Source organism: Aerophototrophica crusticola (assembly GCF_012913305.1).
GTDB lineage: Bacteria > Pseudomonadota > Alphaproteobacteria > Azospirillales > Azospirillaceae > Niveispirillum > Niveispirillum crusticola.
In genome coordinates, this window is record NZ_CP051775.1 from 2,359,702 (window position 1) to 2,382,552 (window position 22,851).

14 protein-coding genes, 4 tRNA genes and 2 pseudogenes are annotated in these 22,851 nt (G+C 67.9%); 3 read left to right on the top strand and 17 right to left on the bottom strand.

What is annotated here, in order from left to right:
* Nucleotides 1–70: 70 nt before the first annotated feature.
* The 13 genes and pseudogenes from tuf (HHL28_RS11565) to HHL28_RS11625 all read right to left on the bottom strand — a co-directional run bounded on the left by tuf (HHL28_RS11565) (nucleotide 71) and on the right by HHL28_RS11625 (nucleotide 17,447).
* On the bottom strand, nucleotides 71–1,258 hold the full coding sequence (gene tuf, locus HHL28_RS11565) for an elongation factor Tu (protein WP_169655151.1): 1,188 nt from the start codon (nucleotides 1,256–1,258) through the stop codon (nucleotides 71–73).
* Between the two features lie 30 nt (nucleotides 1,259–1,288).
* Nucleotides 1,289–3,363: pseudogene (fusA, locus tag HHL28_RS11570) on the bottom strand (elongation factor G).
* 36 nt (nucleotides 3,364–3,399) lie between these two features.
* Entirely contained in the window at nucleotides 3,400–3,870 is a 471-nt protein-coding gene (rpsG, locus tag HHL28_RS11575; RefSeq protein WP_075773114.1) for a 30S ribosomal protein S7, read from the bottom strand.
* Between the two features lie 435 nt (nucleotides 3,871–4,305).
* The gene (locus HHL28_RS11580) at nucleotides 4,306–4,872 is read right to left on the bottom strand and encodes a Uma2 family endonuclease (RefSeq protein ID WP_075773113.1); all 567 of its coding nucleotides are present in this window, start codon (nucleotides 4,870–4,872) and stop codon (nucleotides 4,306–4,308) included.
* Nucleotides 4,873–4,966: 94 nt separating this feature from the next.
* On the bottom strand, nucleotides 4,967–9,262 hold the full coding sequence (rpoC, locus tag HHL28_RS11585) for a DNA-directed RNA polymerase subunit beta' (protein WP_075773112.1): 4,296 nt from the start codon (nucleotides 9,260–9,262) through the stop codon (nucleotides 4,967–4,969).
* A gap of 137 nt (nucleotides 9,263–9,399) precedes the next feature.
* Nucleotides 9,400–13,593, bottom strand: coding sequence for a DNA-directed RNA polymerase subunit beta (rpoB, locus tag HHL28_RS11590; RefSeq protein ID WP_075773111.1), 4,194 nt, complete (start codon nucleotides 13,591–13,593; stop codon nucleotides 9,400–9,402).
* 359 nt (nucleotides 13,594–13,952) lie between these two features.
* Complete coding sequence (gene rplL / locus HHL28_RS11595) at nucleotides 13,953–14,339, bottom strand: 50S ribosomal protein L7/L12 (RefSeq protein WP_075773110.1); 387 nt, start codon at nucleotides 14,337–14,339, stop codon at nucleotides 13,953–13,955.
* A 47-nt stretch (nucleotides 14,340–14,386) separates the two neighbouring features.
* Complete coding sequence (gene rplJ / locus HHL28_RS11600) at nucleotides 14,387–14,905, bottom strand: 50S ribosomal protein L10 (protein WP_075773109.1); 519 nt, start codon at nucleotides 14,903–14,905, stop codon at nucleotides 14,387–14,389.
* A 340-nt stretch (nucleotides 14,906–15,245) separates the two neighbouring features.
* Nucleotides 15,246–15,953, bottom strand: a complete 708-nt coding sequence (gene rplA / locus HHL28_RS11605; RefSeq protein WP_075773108.1) for a 50S ribosomal protein L1 — start codon at nucleotides 15,951–15,953, stop codon at nucleotides 15,246–15,248.
* A 4-nt stretch (nucleotides 15,954–15,957) separates the two neighbouring features.
* Nucleotides 15,958–16,391 (bottom strand): annotated as a pseudogene (gene rplK / locus HHL28_RS11610) (50S ribosomal protein L11).
* A 159-nt stretch (nucleotides 16,392–16,550) separates the two neighbouring features.
* Nucleotides 16,551–17,081, bottom strand: coding sequence for a transcription termination/antitermination protein NusG (gene nusG / locus HHL28_RS11615; RefSeq protein ID WP_075773106.1), 531 nt, complete (start codon nucleotides 17,079–17,081; stop codon nucleotides 16,551–16,553).
* 3 nt (nucleotides 17,082–17,084) lie between these two features.
* Nucleotides 17,085–17,282 carry a preprotein translocase subunit SecE gene (secE, locus tag HHL28_RS11620; protein WP_075773105.1) on the bottom strand — a complete coding sequence of 66 codons (198 nt, stop codon included), beginning with the start codon at nucleotides 17,280–17,282 and terminating at the stop codon, nucleotides 17,085–17,087.
* Between the two features lie 89 nt (nucleotides 17,283–17,371).
* Nucleotides 17,372–17,447, bottom strand: a tRNA-Trp gene (locus HHL28_RS11625).
* A gap of 283 nt (nucleotides 17,448–17,730) precedes the next feature.
* Between HHL28_RS11625 and HHL28_RS11630 the strand changes: the two genes are divergently transcribed.
* Nucleotides 17,731–18,702, top strand: coding sequence for a glycosyltransferase family 10 domain-containing protein (locus HHL28_RS11630; RefSeq protein WP_075773104.1), 972 nt, complete (start codon nucleotides 17,731–17,733; stop codon nucleotides 18,700–18,702).
* Between the two features lie 27 nt (nucleotides 18,703–18,729).
* Here HHL28_RS11630 and HHL28_RS11635 read toward each other — a convergent pair whose 3' ends face one another.
* The 4 genes from HHL28_RS11635 to HHL28_RS11650 all read right to left on the bottom strand — a co-directional run bounded on the left by HHL28_RS11635 (nucleotide 18,730) and on the right by HHL28_RS11650 (nucleotide 21,125).
* Complete coding sequence (locus HHL28_RS11635; RefSeq protein ID WP_075773103.1) at nucleotides 18,730–19,482, bottom strand: glycosyltransferase family 25 protein; 753 nt, start codon at nucleotides 19,480–19,482, stop codon at nucleotides 18,730–18,732.
* A 161-nt stretch (nucleotides 19,483–19,643) separates the two neighbouring features.
* Complete coding sequence (gene tuf / locus HHL28_RS11640) at nucleotides 19,644–20,831, bottom strand: elongation factor Tu (protein WP_169655151.1); 1,188 nt, start codon at nucleotides 20,829–20,831, stop codon at nucleotides 19,644–19,646.
* A 52-nt stretch (nucleotides 20,832–20,883) separates the two neighbouring features.
* Nucleotides 20,884–20,957, bottom strand: a tRNA-Gly gene (locus tag HHL28_RS11645).
* 81 nt (nucleotides 20,958–21,038) lie between these two features.
* Nucleotides 21,039–21,125: transfer RNA gene (locus HHL28_RS11650), tRNA-Tyr, on the bottom strand.
* A 440-nt stretch (nucleotides 21,126–21,565) separates the two neighbouring features.
* Here HHL28_RS11650 and rlmB point away from each other — a divergent pair.
* The gene (rlmB, locus tag HHL28_RS11655) at nucleotides 21,566–22,450 is read left to right on the top strand and encodes a 23S rRNA (guanosine(2251)-2'-O)-methyltransferase RlmB (RefSeq protein ID WP_083699543.1); all 885 of its coding nucleotides are present in this window, start codon (nucleotides 21,566–21,568) and stop codon (nucleotides 22,448–22,450) included.
* 48 nt (nucleotides 22,451–22,498) lie between these two features.
* A tRNA-Thr gene (locus HHL28_RS11660) sits at nucleotides 22,499–22,573 on the top strand.
* The last annotated feature ends 278 nt before the right edge of the window (nucleotides 22,574–22,851 follow it).

Consider the following 22,851-nt stretch of genomic DNA (forward strand, 5'->3'; position numbering starts at 1 on the left):
GCCTTGTATAGCCAAGCAGGCGGCCGGCCCCAAGCGAAAAGGGACCGGCCGATGACATTCCTGCTACGCGTTACTTTATGATCTTGGAGACGACGCCGGCGCCGACGGTGCGGCCGCCCTCGCGGATGGCGAAGCGCAGGCCCTCGTCCATGGCGATGGGGGCGATCAGGCCCACCTTCAGGCGCACGTTGTCGCCCGGCATCACCATCTCCGTGCCCTCCGGCAGCGTGACCATGCCGGTCACGTCCGTGGTGCGGAAGTAGAACTGCGGCCGGTAGTTCGCGAAGAACGGCGTGTGGCGCCCGCCCTCCTCCTTGGTCAGGATGTAGGTCTCCGCCTCGAACTCCGTGTGCGGCGTGATCGAGCCCGGCTTCGCCAGCACCTGCCCGCGCTCAACGTCCTCGCGCTTGGTGCCGCGCAGCAGCGCGCCGATGTTGTCGCCCGCCTGGCCCTGGTCCAGCAGCTTGCGGAACATCTCCACGCCGGTGACCGTGGTCTTCACCGTCGGCTTGATCCCGACGATCTCGACCTCCTCGCCCACCTTCACGATGCCCTTCTCAACCCGGCCCGTCACCACCGTGCCGCGGCCCGAGATCGAGAACACGTCCTCGATCGGCATCAGGAACGGCTTGTCGACCGGGCGCTCCGGCTGCGGGATGTAGCGGTCCACCTCGGCCATCAGCTGCAGGATCGCCTGCCGGCCGATCTCCGGGTTCGTGTCGTTCAGCGCGCACACCGCCGACCCCTTCACGATCGGGATGTCGTCGCCGGGGAAGCCGTACGAGCTCAGCAGCTCCCGCACCTCGAGCTCCACCAGCTCAACCAGGTCCGGGTCCGCCAGGTCCATCTTGTTCAGGAACACCACCAGCGCCGGGACGCCAACCTGGCGCGCCAGCAGGATGTGCTCGCGCGTCTGCGGCATCGGGCCGTCGGCCGCCGAGCACACCAGGATCGCCCCGTCCATCTGCGCGGCGCCCGTGATCATGTTCTTCACGTAGTCCGCGTGGCCCGGGCAGTCCACGTGCGCGTAGTGCCGGTTCGTGGTCTCGTACTCAACGTGCGCCGTCGAGATCGTGATCCCGCGCGCCTTCTCCTCCGGCGCCTTGTCGATCTGGTCGTACGCCGTGAACGTCGCCCCGCCCGTCTCGGCAAGGACCTTCGTGATCGCCGCCGTCAGCGACGTCTTCCCGTGGTCAACGTGACCGATCGTGCCGACGTTGCAGTGCGGCTTCGTCCGCTCAAACTTAGCCTTCGCCATGGTCTCGTCCTCTCTCCTCGTCCCGTGTCTTCAAGCGATCTTGGCGCGGACGCCGTCCGCGATCGCCTGGGGCACCGGCTCGTAATGGTCGAATTTCATGCTGTAATGGGCCCGCCCCTGGCTGCGGGAGCGCAGGGCGTTGACATAACCGAACATGGTGGCCATCGGGGCCTTGGCCCCGACCAGCCGTGCGTTGCCGCGCACGTCCAGGTCCGTGACCTGGGCGCGGCGGCTGTTCAGGTCACCGATGACATCCCCGACATACTCCTCGGGGGTCACCACCTCGACCCGCATCACGGGTTCCAGCAGGGTCGGGCGTGCCTTGGCCAGCACCTCGCGGAGGGCCGCGCGGCCGGCGATCTCAAAAGCCTGGGCCGACGAGTCCACGTCGTGCGCACCGGCATCCAGCAGCTCCACCCGGGCATCGATGACCGGGAAGCCAGCCACCACGCCCGATTCCTTCGCGGCCTCGACGGCGCGCTGGACGGCGGCGGCAAACTCCTTCGGCACCGTGCCGGCGGGCATGCGGTTCTCGAACTTGAAGCCCAGGCCGGGCTCCCGCGGCTCCACGGCCAGCTTCACGCGGGCGAACTGCCCGGTGGTGCCGATGGTCCGCTTCATGGTGTGGTCCACCTCGGCGCGGGCGGCCACCGTTTCCCGGTAGGCCACCTGCGGGGTGCCGACGCTGGCCTCCACCTTGAACTCGCGCCGCATGCGGTCGACGATGACCTCCAGGTGCAGCTCGCCCATGCCGCGCAGGATGGTGCGGCCGCTTTCCGGGTCGCGGCCCACGCGGAAGGACGGGTCCTCCGACGCGAGTTTGCCCAGGGCCACGGCCATGCGGTCATGGTCGAGGGAGGTCTTCGGCTCCACCGCCACCTCGATCACCGGCTCGGGAACTCCATGCGCTCCAGCACGATGGGCGCGTTGGGGTCGCAGAGGGTGTCGCCGGTCGTGGTGTGGGTCAGGCCGGCCAGGGCCACGATGTCACCGGCGAAGGCCTTCTCGATGTCCTCGCGCATGTTCGCATGCATCAGCAGCATACGGCCCACATGCTCCTTTTCCCCCTTGCCGGCGTTCAGCACGTGGCCGTCGGCGGACAGGGTCCCGGAGTAGATGCGCGCGAAGGTGAGCGGGCCCGCGATGGGATCGTTCATCACCTTGAAGGCCAGGGCGGCGAAGGGTGCCTCGTCCGCCGTGGCACGGGCCACCGTCTCACCCTGGACGCCCTGGCCGAAGACGGCCGGCACGTCCAGGGGGGACGGCAGGTAATCGACGATGGCGTCCAGCATGGGCTGGATACCCCGGTTGCGGAAGGCAGCGCCGCAGATCACCGGCACGACGGACAGGGCAAGCGTGCCCTTGCGGACCAGCGCCTTCAGCCCGTCGGTGTCCGGCTCGGTCCCGTCGGCCAGGAAGGCACCTAGGGCCGTGTCGTCCAGTTCCACCACCCGCTCCACCAGGTCCTGGCGGTACCGGGCGGCCTGCTCGGCCATGTCGGCCGGGATTTCCGCCACGGCAGGGGCGGTGCCCGGCCGGTCGTCGTTCCAGACCAGGGCATGGTTCGCGACCAGGTCGACAACGCCCTGGAAGCCGGCCTCGGTCAGGATCGGCAATTGCAGGACCAGCGGCTCGGCACCCAACCGCTCCCGCACCATCTGGACGGTGCGGAGGAAGTCGGCGCCGGGCCGGTCCATCTTGTTCACGAAGCAGAGCCGGGGCACCCGGTAACGGTCGGCCTGGCGCCAGACCGTCTCCGATTGAGGCTCCACCCCGGCGACGCCGTCGAACACCGCCATCACCCCGTCGAGCACCCGAAGGCTGCGCTCCACCTCGATGGTGAAGTCCACATGGCCGGGGGTGTCGATGATGTTGATGCGGTGCTCCCGCCAGAAGCAGGTCGTGGCGGCGGAGGTGATGGTGATCCCCCGCTCCTGCTCCTGCTCCATCCAATCCATCGTCGCGGTGCCCTCATGCACCTCGCCGATGCGGTAGGACTTCCCGGTATAATACAGGATGCGCTCAGTGGTCGTCGTCTTGCCGGCATCAATGTGCGCGGCAATGCCGATGTTCCTGTAGCGATCGAGTGGGTGGGACCGGGACATGGCTGGGATGGCGCGACGGCGCCGCCTCCGTTCGGGTTACCAGCGGTAGTGCGAGAAGGCCTTGTTGGCCTCGGCCATGCGGTGCGTGTCCTCGCGCTTCTTCACGGCGGAGCCACGCTGCTGGGCCGCGTCCATCAGCTCACCCGACAGGCGCTCGGTCATGGTGTTCTCAGACCGGTTGCGGGCGGCGGCGATGATCCAGCGGATGGCCAGCGCCTGGGCGCGCTCGGTGCGCACCTCGACCGGCACCTGGTAGGTGGCGCCGCCGACGCGGCGGGACCGGACCTCGAGGTACGGGCGGACGTTGTTCAGCGCGTCATGGAACAGCTGAAGGCTGTCGGCCTTGGCCTTCGCCTCGATCCGGTCGAGGGCGCCATAGACGATGGACTCGGCCACCGACTTCTTGCCGTCGTACATCAGGCAGTTCATGAACTTCGTCAGGACGACGTCGCCGAACTTCGCGTCGGGCAGAACTTCACGCTTCTCGGCCTTGCGACGACGAGACATCGAGCACTCTCCTTCAATCGGACGCCTTGCCACCGCTGGCCGCGACGCCCTTCGCCATGCCTTGCCCCCAAAGGGGGCGCCTAACCGTGCCCCCGGAGGGAGCGCTTGAAACCCCAGCCGACCCGCTGCGTAATGACGAAAGCGCCCGCGGGCGAAGCGTTGTGCTCCGCGCGGGCACCTGCCAAACGCCGTCCGAACAAGGACTCGGGTGCGGCTATCTGTGTCTCGGGGGGTTCCTGGCGCGGACCGCCCGGCCTGGTTCAGGGGCCGGAAAGCCGCTTGGGGACAGCGTCTAGGCTGCACGCGGGCAGACTACAGCCTGCCCCCGAAAAACGGTCACGGGGTTATAGGGAGAGTCCCCAGGGTTGTCAACAACAGTCCCGGTAGAGTCTGCCGGTAGGCGGAACGCGAAAGGGGCCGGCGCGTTCCGGTCGGTCAGGCCTGCTCGTCGAGCGGAATAGCGCGGTAGATCTCCGCCATGGGGATGGTGAGGTCCAAGCTTTCCAGGCGGACCTCGCCGCCGAGGTCGCGGACAGTCCCCTCCTCCACCCAGAACTCACCTCGCAGCCTGTAGGCCCGAACCTCCGCCGTGTCCTGTTCGACCTCCAGCACTTCCCGGATGCCGGCCAGGGCATAGTCCCGGCGGCGTCGCGAGAGCTCGCGCGCCGTGTTGGAGGGCGAGACCACCTCGATGGCCAACACCGGGTCATTTGCCTCGAGTTCCGACTTGCCGCAACGGACCAGCAGGTCCGGCGCCCGCACCGTGTCCCTGGCGTCAATCCGAAGGGTGCTCCCCTGCTCCGGCGCGCAAGGGCGGTCGCCAGAGCGCAGGCGGGTCCCGATGGCGATGCCCAGGTTGGCCGTGATCCGCCCGTGGGGCGTGCTCGGCCAAGCCTGCCCGACGGGGAAGCCCTCCACCAGCTCATAGCGCAGGCCGTCGTCCGGCGGGGTCCAGGCGAGGAACTCCTCCACCGTCATGCGCCTCCTGGCCGGCAAGCCCATGGCCACCTCCCCTCCGCTGCCACGCGCTTGAGCATAAACGAAAAGGGCCGCCCGGTCACCCGGGCGGCCCCCTCGCACGCTAACCTGACAAGCCTTACTCGGCCGCCGTCTGCTGGGCGTCCGGCAGGGCCGGGGTGTCGCCACCCTCCTCGGCCATCTGCAGGGCCTTGTCCCGCTCCGCCGCAATCTGCTTCAGGCGGTTGACCACGGAGCCCGTGCCGGCCGGGATGAGGCGGCCGACGATGACGTTCTCCTTCAAGCCCTCCAGGTTGTCCACCTTGCCCTGCACCGCGGCTTCGGTGAGGACGCGGGTGGTCTCCTGGAACGACGCGGCCGAGATGAAGGACCGGGTCTGCAGCGAGGCCTTGGTGATGCCCTGCAGCACCGGCTTGCCCTGGGCGAAGCGGAGGTCCAGCTCCCCCTCGTCCAGGCGACGCTGCACCTGCCGGTTCTCCTCCTCGAACTCCACGCGATCCACCTGTTCCCCGGTGAGGAAGGTGGTGTCGCCGGGCTCGGTGATCTCGACCTTCTGCAGCATCTGGCGGACGATCACCTCGATGTGCTTGTCGTTGATCTTCACGCCCTGCAGCCGGTAGACGTCCTGGATCTCGTTGATGAGGTAGTTGGCCAGCGCCTCCACCCCCATCACCGCCAGGATGTCGTGCGGCACCGGGTTGCCGTCCATCAGCAGGTCACCCTTCTGGACATAGTCACCCTCCTGCACGGAGATGTGCTTGCCCTTGGGGATCAGGTACTCCTTCTCCTCCTGCGTCTCGTCGTTCTTCACGACGATACGGCGCTTGGTCTTGTAGTCCTTGCCGAACTCCACCCGGCCATCGATGTCCGAGATGATGGCGAAGTCCTTCGGACGACGCGCCTCGAACAGCTCGGCCACGCGGGGCAGACCGCCGGTGATGTCGCGGGTCTTGGAGGACTCGCGCGGGATACGTGCCAGCACGTCGCCGGCCCGCACCTTGGCACCGTTGTCCACGGACAGGATGGCGTCCACGCTCATGTAGTAGCGCGCCTCCAGCCCGTTCGGCAGCTTCACCACCTCACCCTTCTCGTCGGTCAGGGTGACGCGGGGACGCAGGTCGGCGCCGCGGGGCTGCTGCCGCCAGTCGATGACGACCTTGCTGGAGATGCCGGTGGCCTCGTCCATGACCTCGCGGACGGACACGCCCTCCACCAGGTCGACGTAGGTGGCCGTACCTTCCTTCTCCGTCAGGATCGGCAGGGTGTACGGGTCCCACTCCGCCATCCGGTCGCCCTTCTTGATGGGCGCGCCGTCCATGGCCAGGGCCTTGTTCAGCTTCGCGCCGTAGGGCACCCGGTGCTTGGCCCGCTCGCGGCCCTGCTCGTCCAGCAGCGCCAGCTCGCAATTGCGGCCCATCACCACGGGCACGCCCTCGGAGTTGAGCACCAGGTTGCGGTTGCGGACGATCACCTTGGCGTCCAGGGTCGCCTCGATGAAGGACTGCTCCGCGCCACGCTGGGCGGCACCACCGATGTGGAAGGTACGCATCGTCAGCTGCGTGCCCGGCTCACCGATGGACTGGGCGGCGATGACGCCGACCGCCTCGCCGATGTTGACCCGCGTGCCGCGGGCCAGGTCACGGCCATAGCAGTGGGCGCAGACGCCGTCCTGGGTCTCGCAGGTCAGGACGGAGCGGATGTGCACCTGGTCGATGCCCGCCCGCTCGATCAACTCCACCTCCCGCTCGGTGATCAGGTCGCTGGCGGGGACGATGACCTCGCCCGTCAGCGGGTGGATCACGTCGAAGGTGGCGGTGCGGCCCAGCAGGCGCTCGCCCAGGGGCACGACCACGTCGCCGCCGTCCACCACGGCCTTCACCGTCAGCCCGTTCTTGGTGCCGCAGTCGATCTCGGTGATGATCGCGTCCTGCGCCACGTCCACCAGGCGGCGGGTCAGGTAACCGGAGTTCGCCGTCTTCAAGGCGGTGTCGGCCAGGCCCTTGCGGGCGCCGTGCGTGGAGTTGAAGTACTCCAGCACCGTCAGGCCTTCCTTGAAGTTGGAGATGATCGGCGTCTCGATGATCTCACCCGACGGCTTGGCCATCAGGCCGCGCATGCCGGCGAGCTGCTTGATCTGGGCCGGCGAGCCACGGGCACCGGAGTGGGCCATCATGTAGACGGAGTTGACGCCCACGCCCGGCTTCGGCTGCTCGATGACCTTCATCATCGCGGTGGCGACCTTCTCGGTCGTCTCCGACCAGACGTCGACCACCTTGTTGTACTTCTCGCCCTGGGTGATCAGGCCGTCCAGGTACTGCTGCTCGAACTCCTTCACCCGCTCCTGCGCCTCGCGGATCAGGCCTTCCTTCTCGGCGGGGATGACCATGTCGTCCTTGCCGAAGGAGATGCCCGCCTTGAAGGCGTTGGTGAAGCCCAGCTTCATCATCCGGTCGGCAAAGATCACCGTCTCCTTCTGACCGCAGTGGCGGTAGACGATGTCGATGATGTTGCCGATCTCCTTCTTGGTCAGGAGCCGGTTGATCATGTCGAACTTGATGGCCGGGTGGCGCGGCAGGATCTCGGACAGCAGCATGCGGCCCGGGGTCGTGGTCACGCGGACGGTGATGGGCTTGCCCTCGTCGTCCACGGTCCTGTAGCGCGCCTGGACCCGGGCGTGCAGGCTGACCACCTTCTCCTGCAAGGCGTGCTCGATCTCGCCGATGGAGTGGAAGGCCATGCCCTCGCCCTTCATCGCCGGCAGCTCCATCGTGATGTAGTACAAGCCCAGGACGATGTCCTGGGACGGCACGATGATGGGGCGGCCGCTGGCGGGCGACAGGATGTTGTTGGTGGACATCATCAGCACGCGCGCCTCCAGCTGGGCCTCGAGGCTCAGCGGGACGTGCACGGCCATCTGGTCACCGTCGAAGTCGGCGTTGAAGGCGGTGCAGACCAGCGGGTGCAGCTGGATGGCCTTGCCCTCGATCAGGGTCGGCTCGAACGCCTGGATGCCGAGGCGGTGCAGCGTGGGCGCCCGGTTCAGCATGACCGGGTGCTCGCGGATGACCTCCTCCAGGATGTCCCAGACCTCCGGCCGCTCCTTCTCCACCATGCGCTTGGCCGCCTTGATGGTGGAGGCGAGGCCGTACAGCTCCAGCTTGGCGTAGATGAAGGGCTTGAACAGCTCCAGCGCCATCTTCTTGGGCAGGCCGCACTGGTGGAGCTTCAGCTCCGGGCCCACCACGATGACCGAACGGCCGGAGTAGTCGACGCGCTTGCCCAGCAGGTTCTGGCGGAAGCGGCCCTGCTTGCCCTTCAACATGTCGCTGATGGACTTCAGCGGACGCTTGTTGGCGCCGGTGATGACGCGGCCGCGGCGGCCGTTGTCGAACAGCGCGTCGACGGCTTCCTGTAGCATGCGCTTCTCGTTGCGCACGATGATGTCCGGCGCCTTCAGCTCGATCAGCCGCTTCAGGCGGTTGTTGCGGTTGATGACGCGCCGGTACAGGTCGTTCAGGTCGGACGTGGCGAAGCGGCCGCCGTCCAGCGGGACCAGCGGGCGCAGCTCGGGCGGGATCACCGGCACCACGTCCAGGATCATCCACTCAGGCCGGGTGGCCTCCGGGTAGACCTTGAACAGCGGGCGCTGGTCCGGCCGCTCGATCTTGCGCTTGTAGCCCTCGAAGCGGTGGAAGGCACCCTCGTCCTCCACCTCCTGGGGGATGCCCAGGAAGGCCTCGATCAGCTTCAGCCGCTTCACCAGCTTCTTGCGCTTGGCCTCGCTGGCGGTCTCCCTCAGCTCGTCGCGGCAGACGTCCATCTCCTCGACCAAGTCGATGGAGGTGAGCAGGTCCTTCAGGGCCTCGGCGCCGATCTTGGCGGTGAAGGCGTCCTCGCCGAACTTGTCCTGCTTGTCCAGCAGGTCGTCCTCAGACAGCAGCTGGTGCTGCTTCAGGTCCGTCAGGCCCGGCTCGACGACGACGTAGTTCTCGAAATAGAGGATCCGCTCCAGGTCCTTCAGCGTCATGTCGAGCAGCAGGCCGATGCGGCTCGGCAGGGACTTCAGGAACCAGATGTGCGCCACCGGCGAGGCCAGCTCGATATGGCCCATGCGCTCGCGGCGGACCTTGGACAGGGTCACCTCGACGCCGCACTTCTCGCAGATGATGCCGCGGTACTTCATGCGCTTGTACTTGCCGCACAAGCACTCGTAATCCTTGATCGGACCGAAGATGCGGGCGCAGAACAGGCCGTCGCGCTCCGGCTTGAAGGTCCGGTAGTTGATCGTCTCCGGCTTCTTGATCTCGCCGAAGGACCAGGAGCGGATGCGCTCCGGGCTGGCGATCGAGATGCGGATCTGGTCGAAACTCTGCGGCCCCTGCGGCTGGCCGAAGATGTTCATCAACTCATTCATGTGCCGTCTCCCCTCGGGGTGGGCCGGGAACGCTGGCCCTGGCGTCTCGTAAAATTCGTGCGGCGCTCGGCACGCGCGGCTGAAGACCGGGCAAGGGGCCATCAGGTGGTCCCCCAGCCCGGCCGGTTCAAGCGCGGTCAGTAGGCCTTCTGGTTCAGCTCGACGTTCAGGCCGAGGGAGCGCAGCTCCTTGACCAGCACGTTGAAGCTCTCGGGGATGCCGGCCTCGAAGTTGTCGTCCCCGCGGACGATGGCCTCGTAGACCTTGGTGCGGCCGGACACGTCGTCCGACTTCACGGTGAGCATCTCCTGCAGCGTGTAGGCGGCGCCGTAGGCTTCCAGCGCCCACACCTCCATCTCGCCGAAGCGCTGGCCGCCGAACTGGGCCTTGCCGCCCAGCGGCTGCTGGGTGACCAGGCTGTACGGGCCGATGGAGCGGGCGTGGATCTTGTCGTCCACCAGGTGGTGCAGCTTCAGCATGTAGATGTAGCCGACGGTCACCTTGCGGTCGAACGGCTCGCCGGTGCGGCCGTCCACCAGGGTGGACTGGCCGGAGCGATCCAGCCCTGCCCTCTCCAGCATGCGGACGATGTCCTCCTCCCGCGCGCCGTCGAAGACGGGCGTGGCGAAGGGGATGCCGCGGCGCAGGTTGGTGGCCAGCTCGGTCAGCTCCGCGTCCGACATGGTGGAGATGTCGGCCTCATAGACCTCCTCGCCATAGATCTCCCGCAGGCGGGCCTTCAGGTCCGTCACCGTCTTGGCCTTGATGGCCGCGTCGGCGGTCTGCGAGCGGATCCGGTCCAGCATCTCCCCGATCTGGCGGCCCAGGCCGGCCGCGGCCCAGCCCAGGTGCGTCTCGAGGATCTGCCCGACATTCATGCGCGAGGGCACGCCCAGCGGGTTCAGGACGATGTCCACGTTCCGCCCGTCCTCGAGGTACGGCATGTCCTCGATGGGGGTGATGCGGGAGATGACGCCCTTGTTGCCGTGGCGGCCGGCCATCTTGTCGCCGGGCTGCAGCTTGCGCTTCACCGCGACGAAGACCTTGACCATCTTCATCACGCCGGGCGGCAGCTCGTCGCCGCGCTGCAGCTTCTCGACCTTGTTCTCGAACCGCTCCTGAAGGCGCTGGACGGACTCATCGAAGACCTTGCCGGTCTGCTCGATGTGCTCCATCACCTGGTCGTTCTCCAGGCTGACCTGCCGCCACTGGCCGCGGGTCAGGCCCTTCAGCATCTCCTCGGAGACCACGTCGCCGGCCTTGATGCCCTTCGGCCCGGACACGACGCGCTGGCCCACCAGCAGCTCGCGCAGGCGGGTGTAGAAGGAGCGCTCCAGGATCGCCTTCTCGTCGTCCCGGTCCTTGGCCAGCTTCTCGATCTCGGCCCGCTCGATGGCCAGGGCGCGCTCGTCCTTGTCCACGCCGCGGCGGGAGAAGACGCGCACCTCCACCACCGTGCCCGACACACCCGGCGGCAGCCGCAGGGAGGTGTCGCGCACGTCGGAGGCCTTCTCGCCGAAGATGGCGCGGAGCAGCTTCTCCTCCGGCGTCATCGGGCTCTCGCCCTTCGGCGTGACCTTGCCCACCAGGATGTCGCCCGGGCGGACCTCGGCGCCGATATAGACGATGCCGGCCTCGTCCAGGTTCTTCAGAGCCTCCTCACCCACGTTCGGGATGTCGCGGGTGATCTCCTCCTGGCCCAGCTTGGTGTCGCGGGCCATCACCTCGAACTCCTCGATGTGGATCGAGGTGAAGACGTCATCGCGCACGATGCGCTCGGAGATGAGGATGGAGTCCTCGAAGTTGTAGCCGTTCCAGGGCATGAACGCGACCAGCACGTTCCGGCCCAGGGCCAGCTCGCCCAGGTCGGTGGAGGGGCCGTCGGCGATGATGTCGCCCTTGTGCACCCGGTCACCCACCTTCACCAGCGGCTTCTGGTTGATGCAGGTGTTCTGGTTGGAGCGCTGGAACTTCAGCATGTTGTAGATGTCGACGCCGGGGGCCGCCGGGTCCGTGTCCTCGGTCGCGCGGACCACGATACGGGTGGCGTCCACCTGGTCGACGATGCCGGCGCGCTTGGCCACGATGGTCACGCCGCTGTCGCGGGCCACCGTCGCTTCCATGCCGGTGCCCACCAGCGGGCTGTCGGCCTTCACCAGCGGCACCGCCTGCCGCTGCATGTTGGAGCCCATCAGCGCGCGGTTCGCGTCGTCGTTCTCCAGGAACGGGATCAGCGCCGCGGCCACGGACACCAGCTGCTTCGGCGACACGTCGATCAGGTCGATCATGTCCGGACGGGCCAGCAGGTACTCCCCGCCCTTGCGGCAGGACACCAGCGGCTCGGCGAACTTGCCCTCGCCGTCCAGCGGCGCGTTGGCCTGGGCCACCATGTAGCGGCCCTCCTCCATGGCGGAGAGGTAGACCACCTCGGAGGTGACGCGCTGGTCGATGACCTTGCGGTACGGGCTCTCGATGAAGCCGTACTGGTTCACCCGGGCGTAGGTCGCCAAGCTGTTGATCAGGCCGATGTTCGGGCCTTCCGGCGTCTCGATCGGGCAGATGCGGCCATAGTGCGTCGGGTGAACGTCGCGCACCTCGAAGCCGGCACGCTCACGGGTCAGGCCGCCCGGCCCGAGGGCCGAGAGGCGACGCTTGTGCGTGATCTCGGACAGCGGGTTGGTCTGGTCCATGAACTGGCTGAGCTGCGACGAGCCGAAGAACTCGCGCACCGCGGCCGCCGCCGGCTTGGCGTTGATCAGGTCATGCGGCATGACCGTGTCGATCTCGACGCTGGACATGCGCTCGCGGATGGCGCGCTCCATGCGCAGCAGGCCGACGCGGTACTGGTTCTCCATCAGCTCGCCGACGGAGCGGACGCGACGGTTGCCCAGGTGGTCGATGTCGTCGATCTCGCCCCGGCCGTCCTTCAGCTCCACCAGGATCTTCAGGATCTTGAGGATGTCCTCCTTGCGGAGCACGCGCACCTGGTCGTCCGTCTGGAAGTTCAGGCGGGCGTTCATCTTCACCCGGCCCACGGCCGACAGGTCGTAGCGCTCCTGGTCGAAGAACAGGCCGGTGAACAGGGCCTCGGCGGACTCCAGCGTCGGCGGCTCGCCCGGGCGCATCACCCGGTAGATGTCGATCAGCGCATCCTCACGGCTGGCGTTCCGGTCCGCCGCCATGGTGTTGCGGATGTAGGGGCCGACATTCAGGTGGTCGATGTTCAGGACGGGCAGCTCGTCCACGCCCATCCGCTCCAGCCGCTCCAGGGCGGCGGAGGTGATCTCGTCACCCGCCTCGTAGATGACCTCGCCGGTCTTCTCGTCGATGACGTCGATCGCCAGGTAGCGGCCGATGATCTCGTCGACGCCGACCTTGATCTCCGACAGGCCCTGCTCGGTCAGGCGCTTCAGCACGCGCGGCGTCACCTTGGTGTCGCGCTGCAGCAGCACCTCGCCCGTGGCGGCGTCCACCAGGTCGTTGGCCAGCTTCTGGCCCTTCAGGCGGTCGGCCACGAAGGGGGTCTTCCAGCCGTCGGCGAAACGCTGGTAGGTGATGGTCTCGTAGAAGGAGCCGAGGATCTCCTCCTTGGCCATGCCCTGCGCCTCATAGGGCAGCAGGTCCTTGCCCTGGGCCTTGCGGGCGGCGCGCGCCTCGGCCGTGTCCGCGCCGTCCAGCGCGTACAGCAGGGTGGTGGCGGGCAGCTTGCGGCGACGGTCGATGCGGACATAGACGATGTCCTTGGCATCGAACTCGAAATCTAGCCACGAGCCGCGGTAGGGGATGACGCGGGCAGCGAACAGGTACTTGCCGCTGCTGTGGGTCTTGCCCTTGTCGTGGTCGAAGAACACGCCGGGCGAGCGGTGCATCTGGGAGACGATGACGCGCTCGGTGCCATTGATGATGAAGGTGCCGTTGGCCGTCATCAGGGGCATGTCACCCATGTAGACGTCCTGCTCCTTGATGTCGCGGATGGAGCGCAGGCCCGTGTCCTCATCAACGTCGAAGACGGTGAGGCGCAGGGTGACCTTCAGCGGGGCGGCGAAGGTCATGCCACGCTGCTGGCACTCCTCCACGTCGTACTTCGGCTGCTCCAGCTCGTAACGCACGAAGTCCAACACCGCGCGCTCGGAGAAGTCCTTGATCGGGAAAACCGACTTGAAGACCTCCTGGAGACCCACGTTGGCGCGCTTCTCGGGCGCCACATCCATTTGCAGGAAGTGGTCGTACGAGCTCCGCTGCACCTCGATGAGGTTCGGCATGCGGGTGACTTCGGGGATACGCCCGAAGCTCATGCGGATACGCTTACGTCCCGTGAACGACTTGGCCATAGAGTGCCTCTCGTGAACTCGCCCGGATCAGTGCGCGCGCAACACTTCTCGGCACCACGGGTTGAAGGCAGGGCCCCCTTCCCAAGATGCGCGAATGGACGCGGGCAGCGGCCCTTGCGGGCCGCCGCCTGTCCGCGTCCTGAACCTCGTCCTGGCTCCCGCCCCCCGCCGCGTACGCGGGGCGGTCCGCCTTGTGCTTGCGGGTGTCGGGACCTCTCGGACCCTCCCCCCGTTCTACTTGCCGGCTGCCGGCGTTGCCGCCTTGGCCGGAAAAGGCAGACGACGCCGGGCGGGGCGCGCCCCCTTCGGGGGTCGGCCACCGTCCGGCGCCACCTGTCAAACCGCTCTGGTCAACAGTCTTACTTAACTTCGACCTTCGCGCCAGCTTCTTCAAGCTGCTTCTTGATCTTGGCGGCCTCGTCCTTGGACACGCCCTCCTTGACGGTCTTCGGAGCGCCCTCGACCAGGTCCTTGGCCTCCTTCAGGCCCAGGTTGGTGATGGCGCGGACTTCCTTGATCACGTTGATCTTCTTGTCGCCGCCATCGGCCAGGATGACGGTGAACTCGGTCTGCTCCTCGGCGGGGGCAGCGGCAGCGGCGCCACCGCCGGCGGCGGGAGCAGCGGCCACGGCCACCGGAGCGGCGGCGGACACGCCCCACTTCTCCTCGAGCATCTTGGACAGCTCGGCCGCCTCGATGACGGTCAGGGCGGACAGGTCTTCAACCAGCTTCTCAAGCTTGGACATGATGGTCTCCTAAGGGGACTCTATGGTCTGGTACTGATCGATGCGGCTCAGGCCGCCTCGTCCTTCTTGGCGTAGGCCGCGAGAACGCGGGCCACTTGGCCACCCGGCTGCTGCAGGATGCCGGCGATGCGGGTCGCGGGCGTCTTGATCATGCCGAGCAGGCCAGCGCGCAGCTCGTCGAGCGACGGCAGCTTGGACAGGGCTTCGATGCCCTTGGCGTCCAGGAGCTGCGTCCCGAGCCCGCCGCCGACGACCTGGAACTTGTCGTTGGCCTTGGCGTACTCGATGGCGACCTTGGCGGCCGCGACCGGATCCTTGGAATAGGCGATCGCGGTCGGGCCCTTGAACAGGTCCCCGGTGTTCTCGAACTGCGTGCCCTTCAGGGCGATGCGGGCGAGCCGGTTCTTCGTCACTTTGTAGCTGGCGCCCGCGGCCCGCATCCGCCGCCGCAGGTCACTGACCTCTGCCACCGTCATGCCCGATTGCTTGGTCACGACGATGAGGCCAGCCTGCTGCAGCTGGGTGTTAAGGGCCGCGATCGTCGCTTCCTTCTGTGTACGATCCACGGTTCGCCTCCAAACGTGGGACAAATCGGTTCCGGTTTCCCGGCGCCGGTCTTCCCGGTTCACGGATCGGCCGCCGTTCCGCCCGGACTGCCCGGTCGGCGTGCGGCCGTAGGTTCACCTGTCCCAGAAGCGTTGCCATCATGTCCGGGCTCGGGCGGGAAAGCCGTCGCCGGAAACTCTTGCTGCGCTGCTGTCTATGCAGGGGATTAAGCGTAGCGGAGAAACCCCGCGCGGCACCTGCAGTCTCGGACAGGGTGGGCCCGCCTTCCCCGGTTTCCCGGATCGTCGGGCCCGGCCCGGCCGGCGGGGCGGACCCCACCGGCCGGAAACTCGGGATGCCTTAAGCGTTCACCGCGGCGACCAGGGCCGGGATGTCCAGCTTCACGCCGGGGCCCATGGTGCTGCTCAGGGACACCTTCTCGATGTAGGTGCCCTTGGCGCCGGCCGGCTTCGCGCGGCTGATGGCCTGCACGAAGGAGCGGATGTTCTCCTCCAGCGCCTCGGCGGAGAAGCTGGCCTTGCCGACGCCGGCATGCACGATGCCGGTCTTCTCGGCCCGGAACTCCACCGCGCCACCCTTGGCGGCCTTCACGGCCTCGGTGACGTTCGGGGTCACGGTGCCCAGCTTCGGGTTCGGCATCAGGCCGCGCGGGCCCAGCACCTTACCCAGCCGACCCACCACGCCCATCATGTCCGGGGTGGCGATGCAGCGGTCGAAGTTGATGTTGCCGGCCAGGATCTGCTCGGCCAGGTCGTCGGCGCCCACCACGTCGGCACCGGCGGCGCGGGCCTCGTCGGCCTTGCCGGCGCGGGCGAACACGGCGACGCGGACGGTCTTGCCGGTGCCGTTGGGCAGCTGCACCACGCCGCGGACCTGCTGGTCGGCATGGCGGGGGTCGATGCCCAGGTTCATGGCGATCTCGATGGTCTCATCGAACTTCGCCGTGGCGTTGCCCTTCACCGCGGCGACCGCCTCGGTCAGGGCGTAGAACTTGTCGCGGTCGATGGTCGCGACGGCCTTCTTCAGGCGCTTGCCAAGCTTGGCCATTGGATCAGCCCTCCACCACGTCGATGCCCATGGAGCGGGCGGAACCGATGATCATGGTCATCGCCGCCTCCACGTCGTTGGCATTCAGGTCCTGCATCTTGGTCGTGGCGATCTCACGGACCTGGGAGGTGGTCACCTTGCCGACCGAGGCGCCCTTGCCCACGGTGGAGGACCCCTTGTCGATGCCGGCCGCCTTCTTCAGGAAGTAGGTGACAGGGGGGTCTTGGTGACGAACGTGAAGGTACGGTCACCGAACGCGGTGATGACCACCGGGATCGGCATGCCCTGCTCCATCTGAGCGGTGCGGGCATTGAACTGCTTCACGAACTCCATGATGTTCAGGCCGCGCTGGCCCAGCGCCGGGCCGATGGGCGGCGACGGGTTGGCCTTGCCGGCCGGCACCTGCAACTTGATGTAACCGACGATCTTCTTCGCCATCTCATCCTCACTACGGGCGGCGGGTCATGCCGCCCTGCTGCTCCGGCCCCGCCCCGAGGTTGGGGGCCGGTGGGATTGCGTGGTGCGGCGGCCCTTGGACTTGCGGGCGACGCCTCCCACACGGAACCGCCGGGGCCCTTGGGCACCGGCGGAAACTGGTCAGACCTTCTCGACCTGGGTGTATTCCAGCTCGACGGGGGTGGCGCGGCCGAAGATGGACACCGCCACCTTGACGCGGGACTTGTCCTCGTCGACCTCTTCCACCAGGCCGGTGAAGCTGGTGAAGGGGCCGTCGGTGACGCGCACCTGCTCACCCACCTCGAAGGTGATGGTGGGCTTCGGCCGCTCCACGCCTTCCTTCACCTGGTTCAGGATCCGCATGGCCTCGGCCTCGCTGATGGCCTGCGGCTTGCCGCCGCCACCCAGGAAGCCGGTGACCTTGGGCGCGTTCTTCACGAGGTGCCAGGTCTCATCCTGCAGCTCCATCTTCACCAGCACGTAGCCGGGGAAGAACTTGCGCTCGGAGTTGATCTTGGCGCCACGGCGCACCTCCACGACCTCCTCGGTCGGGACCAGGATCTCCTCGAACTTCTCTTCGAGACCCTTCTGGGCGGCCTTCTCGCGGATCGCCTGGGCGACCTTCTTCTCGAAGCCGGAATAGACGTGCACGACGTACCAGCGCATGGCCATGGGTCAGCCTCCGATCCCGAGGATGAGGCGCACGCCCCACGACAGTGCCAGGTCCACCACCAGGAAGAAGATGGAGGCCAGGATAACCATCAGGAACACCATGGCGGTGGACACGGTGGTCTCCTTCCGCGTGGGCCAGGTCACCCGGGCCACCTCGCGGCGCACCTCGCGCACGAACTCTGCGGGACTCGTCTTCGCCATGGCGTTTGGGGCCATCGTTCCTGGTTACGCGTTACTGGGATGCTTCCCTGTGCGGCCCTGCTCGGGCAATGCCACAGCCTTGCGGGCGGTGGCAGGAGTGGAGGGGCTCGAACCCCCAACCCCCGGTTTTGGAGACCGGTGCTCTACCAGTTGAGCTACACTCCTTCACGCACGACCCCCGGCGAGGACACCGGCCAGGGCACCGAAGCAGCGCGTCGCGCAGGCAATAGGCACCCTCGCCCGAACCAGCGTCGGGGAGGACGGGTGTTTAGCCCAGGACCGCCGCCAACGCAACACCTTTCCGGACCCGCCAATGGCGGCGGGGCCACTTTCTGACCCCCGTCAGGTGCAGGCCTGTCCTGCCCCGCCGACGGCCCGCGCCGGCGCTTGCCGGGCCGGCACGCTACCCCTAAAGGAGGGAGCGCCCACCCCCGCCGCCAGGAATGCCATGCTGGTCCGCCTGATCCGCAATTATCCCGACCCCGGCTGGCGGGCGCAATGTCCCGGCGGGACGGGAACCCTGGGCGGCATCACCTTCACCGACGCGCCGGTGGCGGAATGCGACGCCGTCATCATTTGCAACCATAGCCCTGAGGACGTGGAGCTGCGCTGCCCACCGGCCAATGTCTGGTCCGTGGTGCAGGAGCCCTGGTGGCCCGGCTCCACCGAGTGGATCACCAGGGCGAATGCCGGCATCGGGCGGATCTACTCCCACCATCCGGTGCGTCAGGCGCCGTGGCGCCGGTCGCACCCGGCGCTGCCCTGGCATGTGGGCAGATCCTGGGACGCGCTGCACGGAATGGAGCCGCCCGACAAGGCCGATGCAATCTCCATGATCGTCAGCAAGGCCAGCTTCTACCGCGGGCACCGGAAGCGGCTGGATTTTGCCGACGCCCTCTCCGCCGACCTGCTGGAGCGTTATGGGAAGGGCGTGCGGCCCGTGGCCGACAAGTGGGACGCGCTGGCGCCCTTGCGCTATTCGGTGGCCGTGGAGAACAGCGCCAGCCCGGATTACTGGACCGAGAAGGTGGCCGATTGCTGGCTGGCCTGGACCCTGCCCTTCTATGCCGGCTGCCCCAACCTGCCCGACTATGTGCCGCCGGAGTCCTTCATCCGCATCGACCTGTCCGACCCGGGGGGCGCCGAGTCGCTGATGCGGGAAGCCGTAGCCTCGGGACAGTGGCACCGTCGGTTGGAAGCCATCGCCGAGGCTAGGCGGCAGGTGCTGGCACGCTGGGCCTTCTTCCCTTTCTTCGCCGCGGAGCTGGCCCAGGCCCCCGCCGGCCCGCGGGAGACGGTGCGGATCGCGGGCTATGACCGCCGCCGGTTGTCGCCGTTGGCCAAGCTTCGGCGCAAGGCGTGGCGGCTTGCCAATGATCTGGAGCAACAGATCTGGGCGTGGCGCCGGGGCGGGGTCTGACGCGCGGTTTCGAATTCGAAAGTCGCTTCAGGCCGTCCGGTCCCGGTCCAGGCGGCGCCAGTGGCGCTTGGAGCGCGCCTTGTCCAGGCTTATCCGGAGCCGGTCCAGGCGGTTGGGTTCGTGCAGCCAGCGGCCCCCGGCATCCTGGATGCTGGAGACAAGGCTTTCCGCCGTGGTGACCGCCCAGGGGGTGACGGCATAGAGGTCGGCGCCGCTGTGCCAGTACCAGTCCAGCAGGGCGTCATAGGGCACCCGCATGGACCGGTGCCGCCGGTCCGTCAGCAAGGCGGCACCGGCGCGGGAGACCAGATAGGCGTGGGAGCCGTAGGCCGGCTTCCAGGGTCGGGCCAGGGTACGGCCTTCCCCCAGGGTCCGCACGGGGTCCATGGGGACGGTCGCAACGCCGCCCAGCTTCACCACGTCCCAGGGGTGCGGCAGGTCCAGGACGGCCCGGATCACGTCCGGCAGGTCGGGGTCGAGGATGGCGTCATCCTCCAGCACCAGCAGGGCCTCCGACCCACTGGCCAGGAAACCGTCCAGCAGGGACAGGTGGCTGGCGTAGCAGCCCACCTCCCCCGGGTTCAGGGGCACGCGGCTGCGTAGCGGTTCCCCCACGGACAGGCCCAGCCGGGCCAAGCCCTCCGCGCCGACAGCCCGGCCGTCCACCGCGTCGAAGAAGTGGAAGGGCAGGCCAAGGGCATCCAGTTGCCGGGCCATGTGCGCCCGGCGCTCCCCGGCCCGGGGAAGGCTGATGACGGCGATGTCGAGCGGTTTGGACATGGGGGCGGCCTGACAGGGTCTTCCACCCTTCTTACACCGGAAGGGTTAACCATCCCAGCCAAGACAAGGGGGTGGCGGCGACGGGGACGGGCAGTGGCCAAAGAAAAAGGGCCGCCCCGTGGGGGCGGCCCTTCCAGTCACCGCGGCAAGCCGCGGCGGACTTACTTTATGATCTTGGAGACGACGCCGGCGCCGACGGTGCGGCCGCCCTCGCGGATGGCGAAGCGCAGGCCCTCGTCCATGGCGATGGGGGCGATCAGGCCCACCTTCAGGCGGACGTTGTCGCCCGGCATCACCATCTCCGTGCCCTCCGGCAGCGTGACCATGCCGGTCACGTCCGTGGTGCGGAAGTAGAACTGCGGCCGGTAGTTCGCGAAGAACGGCGTGTGGCGCCCGCCCTCCTCCTTGGTCAGGATGTAGGTCTCCGCCTCGAACTCCGTGTGCGGCGTGATCGAGCCCGGCTTCGCCAGCACCTGCCCGCGCTCAACGTCCTCGCGCTTGGTGCCGCGCAGCAGCGCGCCGATGTTGTCGCCCGCCTGGCCCTGGTCCAGCAGCTTGCGGAACATCTCCACGCCGGTGACCGTGGTCTTCACCGTCGGCTTGATCCCGACGATCTCGACCTCCTCGCCCACCTTCACGATGCCCTTCTCAACCCGGCCCGTCACCACCGTGCCGCGGCCCGAGATCGAGAACACGTCCTCGATCGGCATCAGGAACGGCTTGTCGACCGGGCGCTCCGGCTGCGGGATGTAGCGGTCCACCTCGGCCATCAGCTGCAGGATCGCCTGCCGGCCGATCTCCGGGTTCGTGTCGTTCAGCGCGCACACCGCCGACCCCTTCACGATCGGGATGTCGTCGCCGGGGAAGCCGTACGAGCTCAGCAGCTCCCGCACCTCGAGCTCCACCAGCTCAACCAGGTCCGGGTCCGCCAGGTCCATCTTGTTCAGGAACACCACCAGCGCCGGGACGCCAACCTGGCGCGCCAGCAGGATGTGCTCGCGCGTCTGCGGCATCGGGCCGTCGGCCGCCGAGCACACCAGGATCGCCCCGTCCATCTGCGCGGCGCCCGTGATCATGTTCTTCACGTAGTCCGCGTGGCCCGGGCAGTCCACGTGCGCGTAGTGCCGGTTCGTGGTCTCGTACTCAACGTGCGCCGTCGAGATCGTGATCCCGCGCGCCTTCTCCTCCGGCGCCTTGTCGATCTGGTCGTACGCCGTGAACGTCGCCCCGCCCGTCTCGGCAAGGACCTTCGTGATCGCCGCCGTCAGCGACGTCTTCCCGTGGTCAACGTGACCGATCGTGCCGACGTTGCAGTGCGGCTTCGTCCGCTCAAACTTAGCCTTCGCCATAGCCTTGTTGCCCTTGCCTGGTCCGACTTCAGACGCCGGTGGGAGAATGTACTGGAGCGGGTGAGGGGAATCGAACCCCCGTCGTAAGCTTGGAAGGCTTCTGCTCTACCATTGAGCTACACCCGCACGGCTTGCCCGCCCGTTCCCAACGTGGCACGGCCCCGACAAGCAGAACGGCGCGCCCCATCATCTGGGGCGCGCCTGAACTGGTGGAAGGGGTAGGATTCGAACCTACGTAGGACTGAGTCCGGCAGATTTACAGTCTGCTGCCTTTAGCCACTCGGCCACCCTTCCGCGGGACCTTGCCCCGGCCGGGGCCGGAACGAGGTGTGCGCACTATGCAAATCGCCGATCGGCTGTCAACACCTGTCTGTCATGTTTTCTGCGGGGACTGAATCCCATGGCACCGGAACGAAACTTTCGGCAAGGATGGCGCCCATGAAGAACAGCAGATCGAACGGTCCCCGCTCCGGTGGCCGTGGCCCCTCCTCCCCCCGTGGGCGTGATTCGCGCCCCGAGGGTCGTCCCGCCGCCCCAGGCAAGCCCACCCGCGGCAAACCTGCCGGGGGAAGCCCGCTTTCGGCGACAAGCCAAGCGGCCGTCCCGCCCGCCCCGCCGGCGGCAAGCCCGGCTTTGGTTCGGGCGGCGGAAAGCCCGCCTATGGCACCAAGACCAACGATGCCCGCGGGGATGCCCGCGGACCCAAGCGCGGCCCCGCCCGCGAGGGCGAGCGCATGGGCACCCGTACAGGCGCCCAGCGCCAGGAACGGCAGGAGTCCCGGCCCCTACGCTCCCAGGCGCCGGCCCGGCGCAGCGCGGCGTCCGAGCTGGGGCTGGAGGATGATTCGCCCGTCGTCCGGTCCGCCGGGCGCCCGGTGAACAAGCACCACCTGCTCTACGGCATCCATGCCGTGGCCGCCGCCTGGGCCAACCCGACCCGCACCTGCCGGACCCTCTGGGTGACCGAATCGGGGCTGGAGGCGCTGGACGATGCCATGGGCAAGGCCATGGAGGCCGAGCTGGACCGGCCCGAGCCGACCCTGGTGGAGAAGGACACCCTGGACAAGCTGCTTCCGCCCGGCGCGGTGCACCAGGGTGTGGCCCTGGACTGCGCGCCGTTGCCGGAGGTGGCCATCGAGGACATCGTCATTGCGGCGCAGAACGACCCCAACGCCCTGGTGGTGGTTCTGGACCAGGTGACCGATCCGCACAATGTGGGCGCGATCATCCGCTCCGCCGCCGCCTTCGGCGCCAAGGCCGTGGTGGTGCAGGACCGACACGCCCCGCCGCTGACCGGCACCCTGGCCAAGACCGCGTCCGGCGGGGTGGAGGTGGTGCCGCTGGTGCGCGTCACCAACCTGGCCCGTGCCATCGACGAGCTGAAGCAGGCCGCCTTCTGGTCCGTGGGCCTGGACGAGGGCGGCGCCCGCCCCCTGCACCAGGTGGACCTGACCGGCCGCACCGCCGTGGTGCTGGGCAGCGAGGGCGAAGGCCTGCGCCGCCTGACCGCGGAACGTTGCGACGAGGTTGCCAAGCTGCCCACCGGCGGCCCCGTGGGCAGCCTCAACGTCTCCAACGCCGCTGCCGTGGCGCTTTACGAGGTCGCGCGGCGGCGCTAGTCTGCCGCCCCACGCCAGCCGGGGGTCCCCACCCCCGGCCCCTGGATCGCCGGCTTAGCTCAGCGGTAGAGCAACCGCCTTGTAAGCGGTAGGTCGTCAGTTCAATCCTGACAGCCGGCACCAGCCCCAACACCCCCCGCCTTCATCACTCCCCGGTCATGAGACCGCGCAACCGGCCGGGCCCGGCTTGGCGCGATCGGTCGGCTTTCATCACCACTGCTGTCGCAGCTTTGCCACACATGCCGCGGCACTGCCGGCCGTCACAAATGTGCAATCTGGCGGTGATCTTAGCGTCACGAACTCTCTGGTACCCCCACGCGTGGCCCTGGTCGTCGTTCCGGCGGGCAGGACATCCCCGCTTTCGAGAAGTCGGCGCACAAAAAAGCCACCGACCGAGGAGA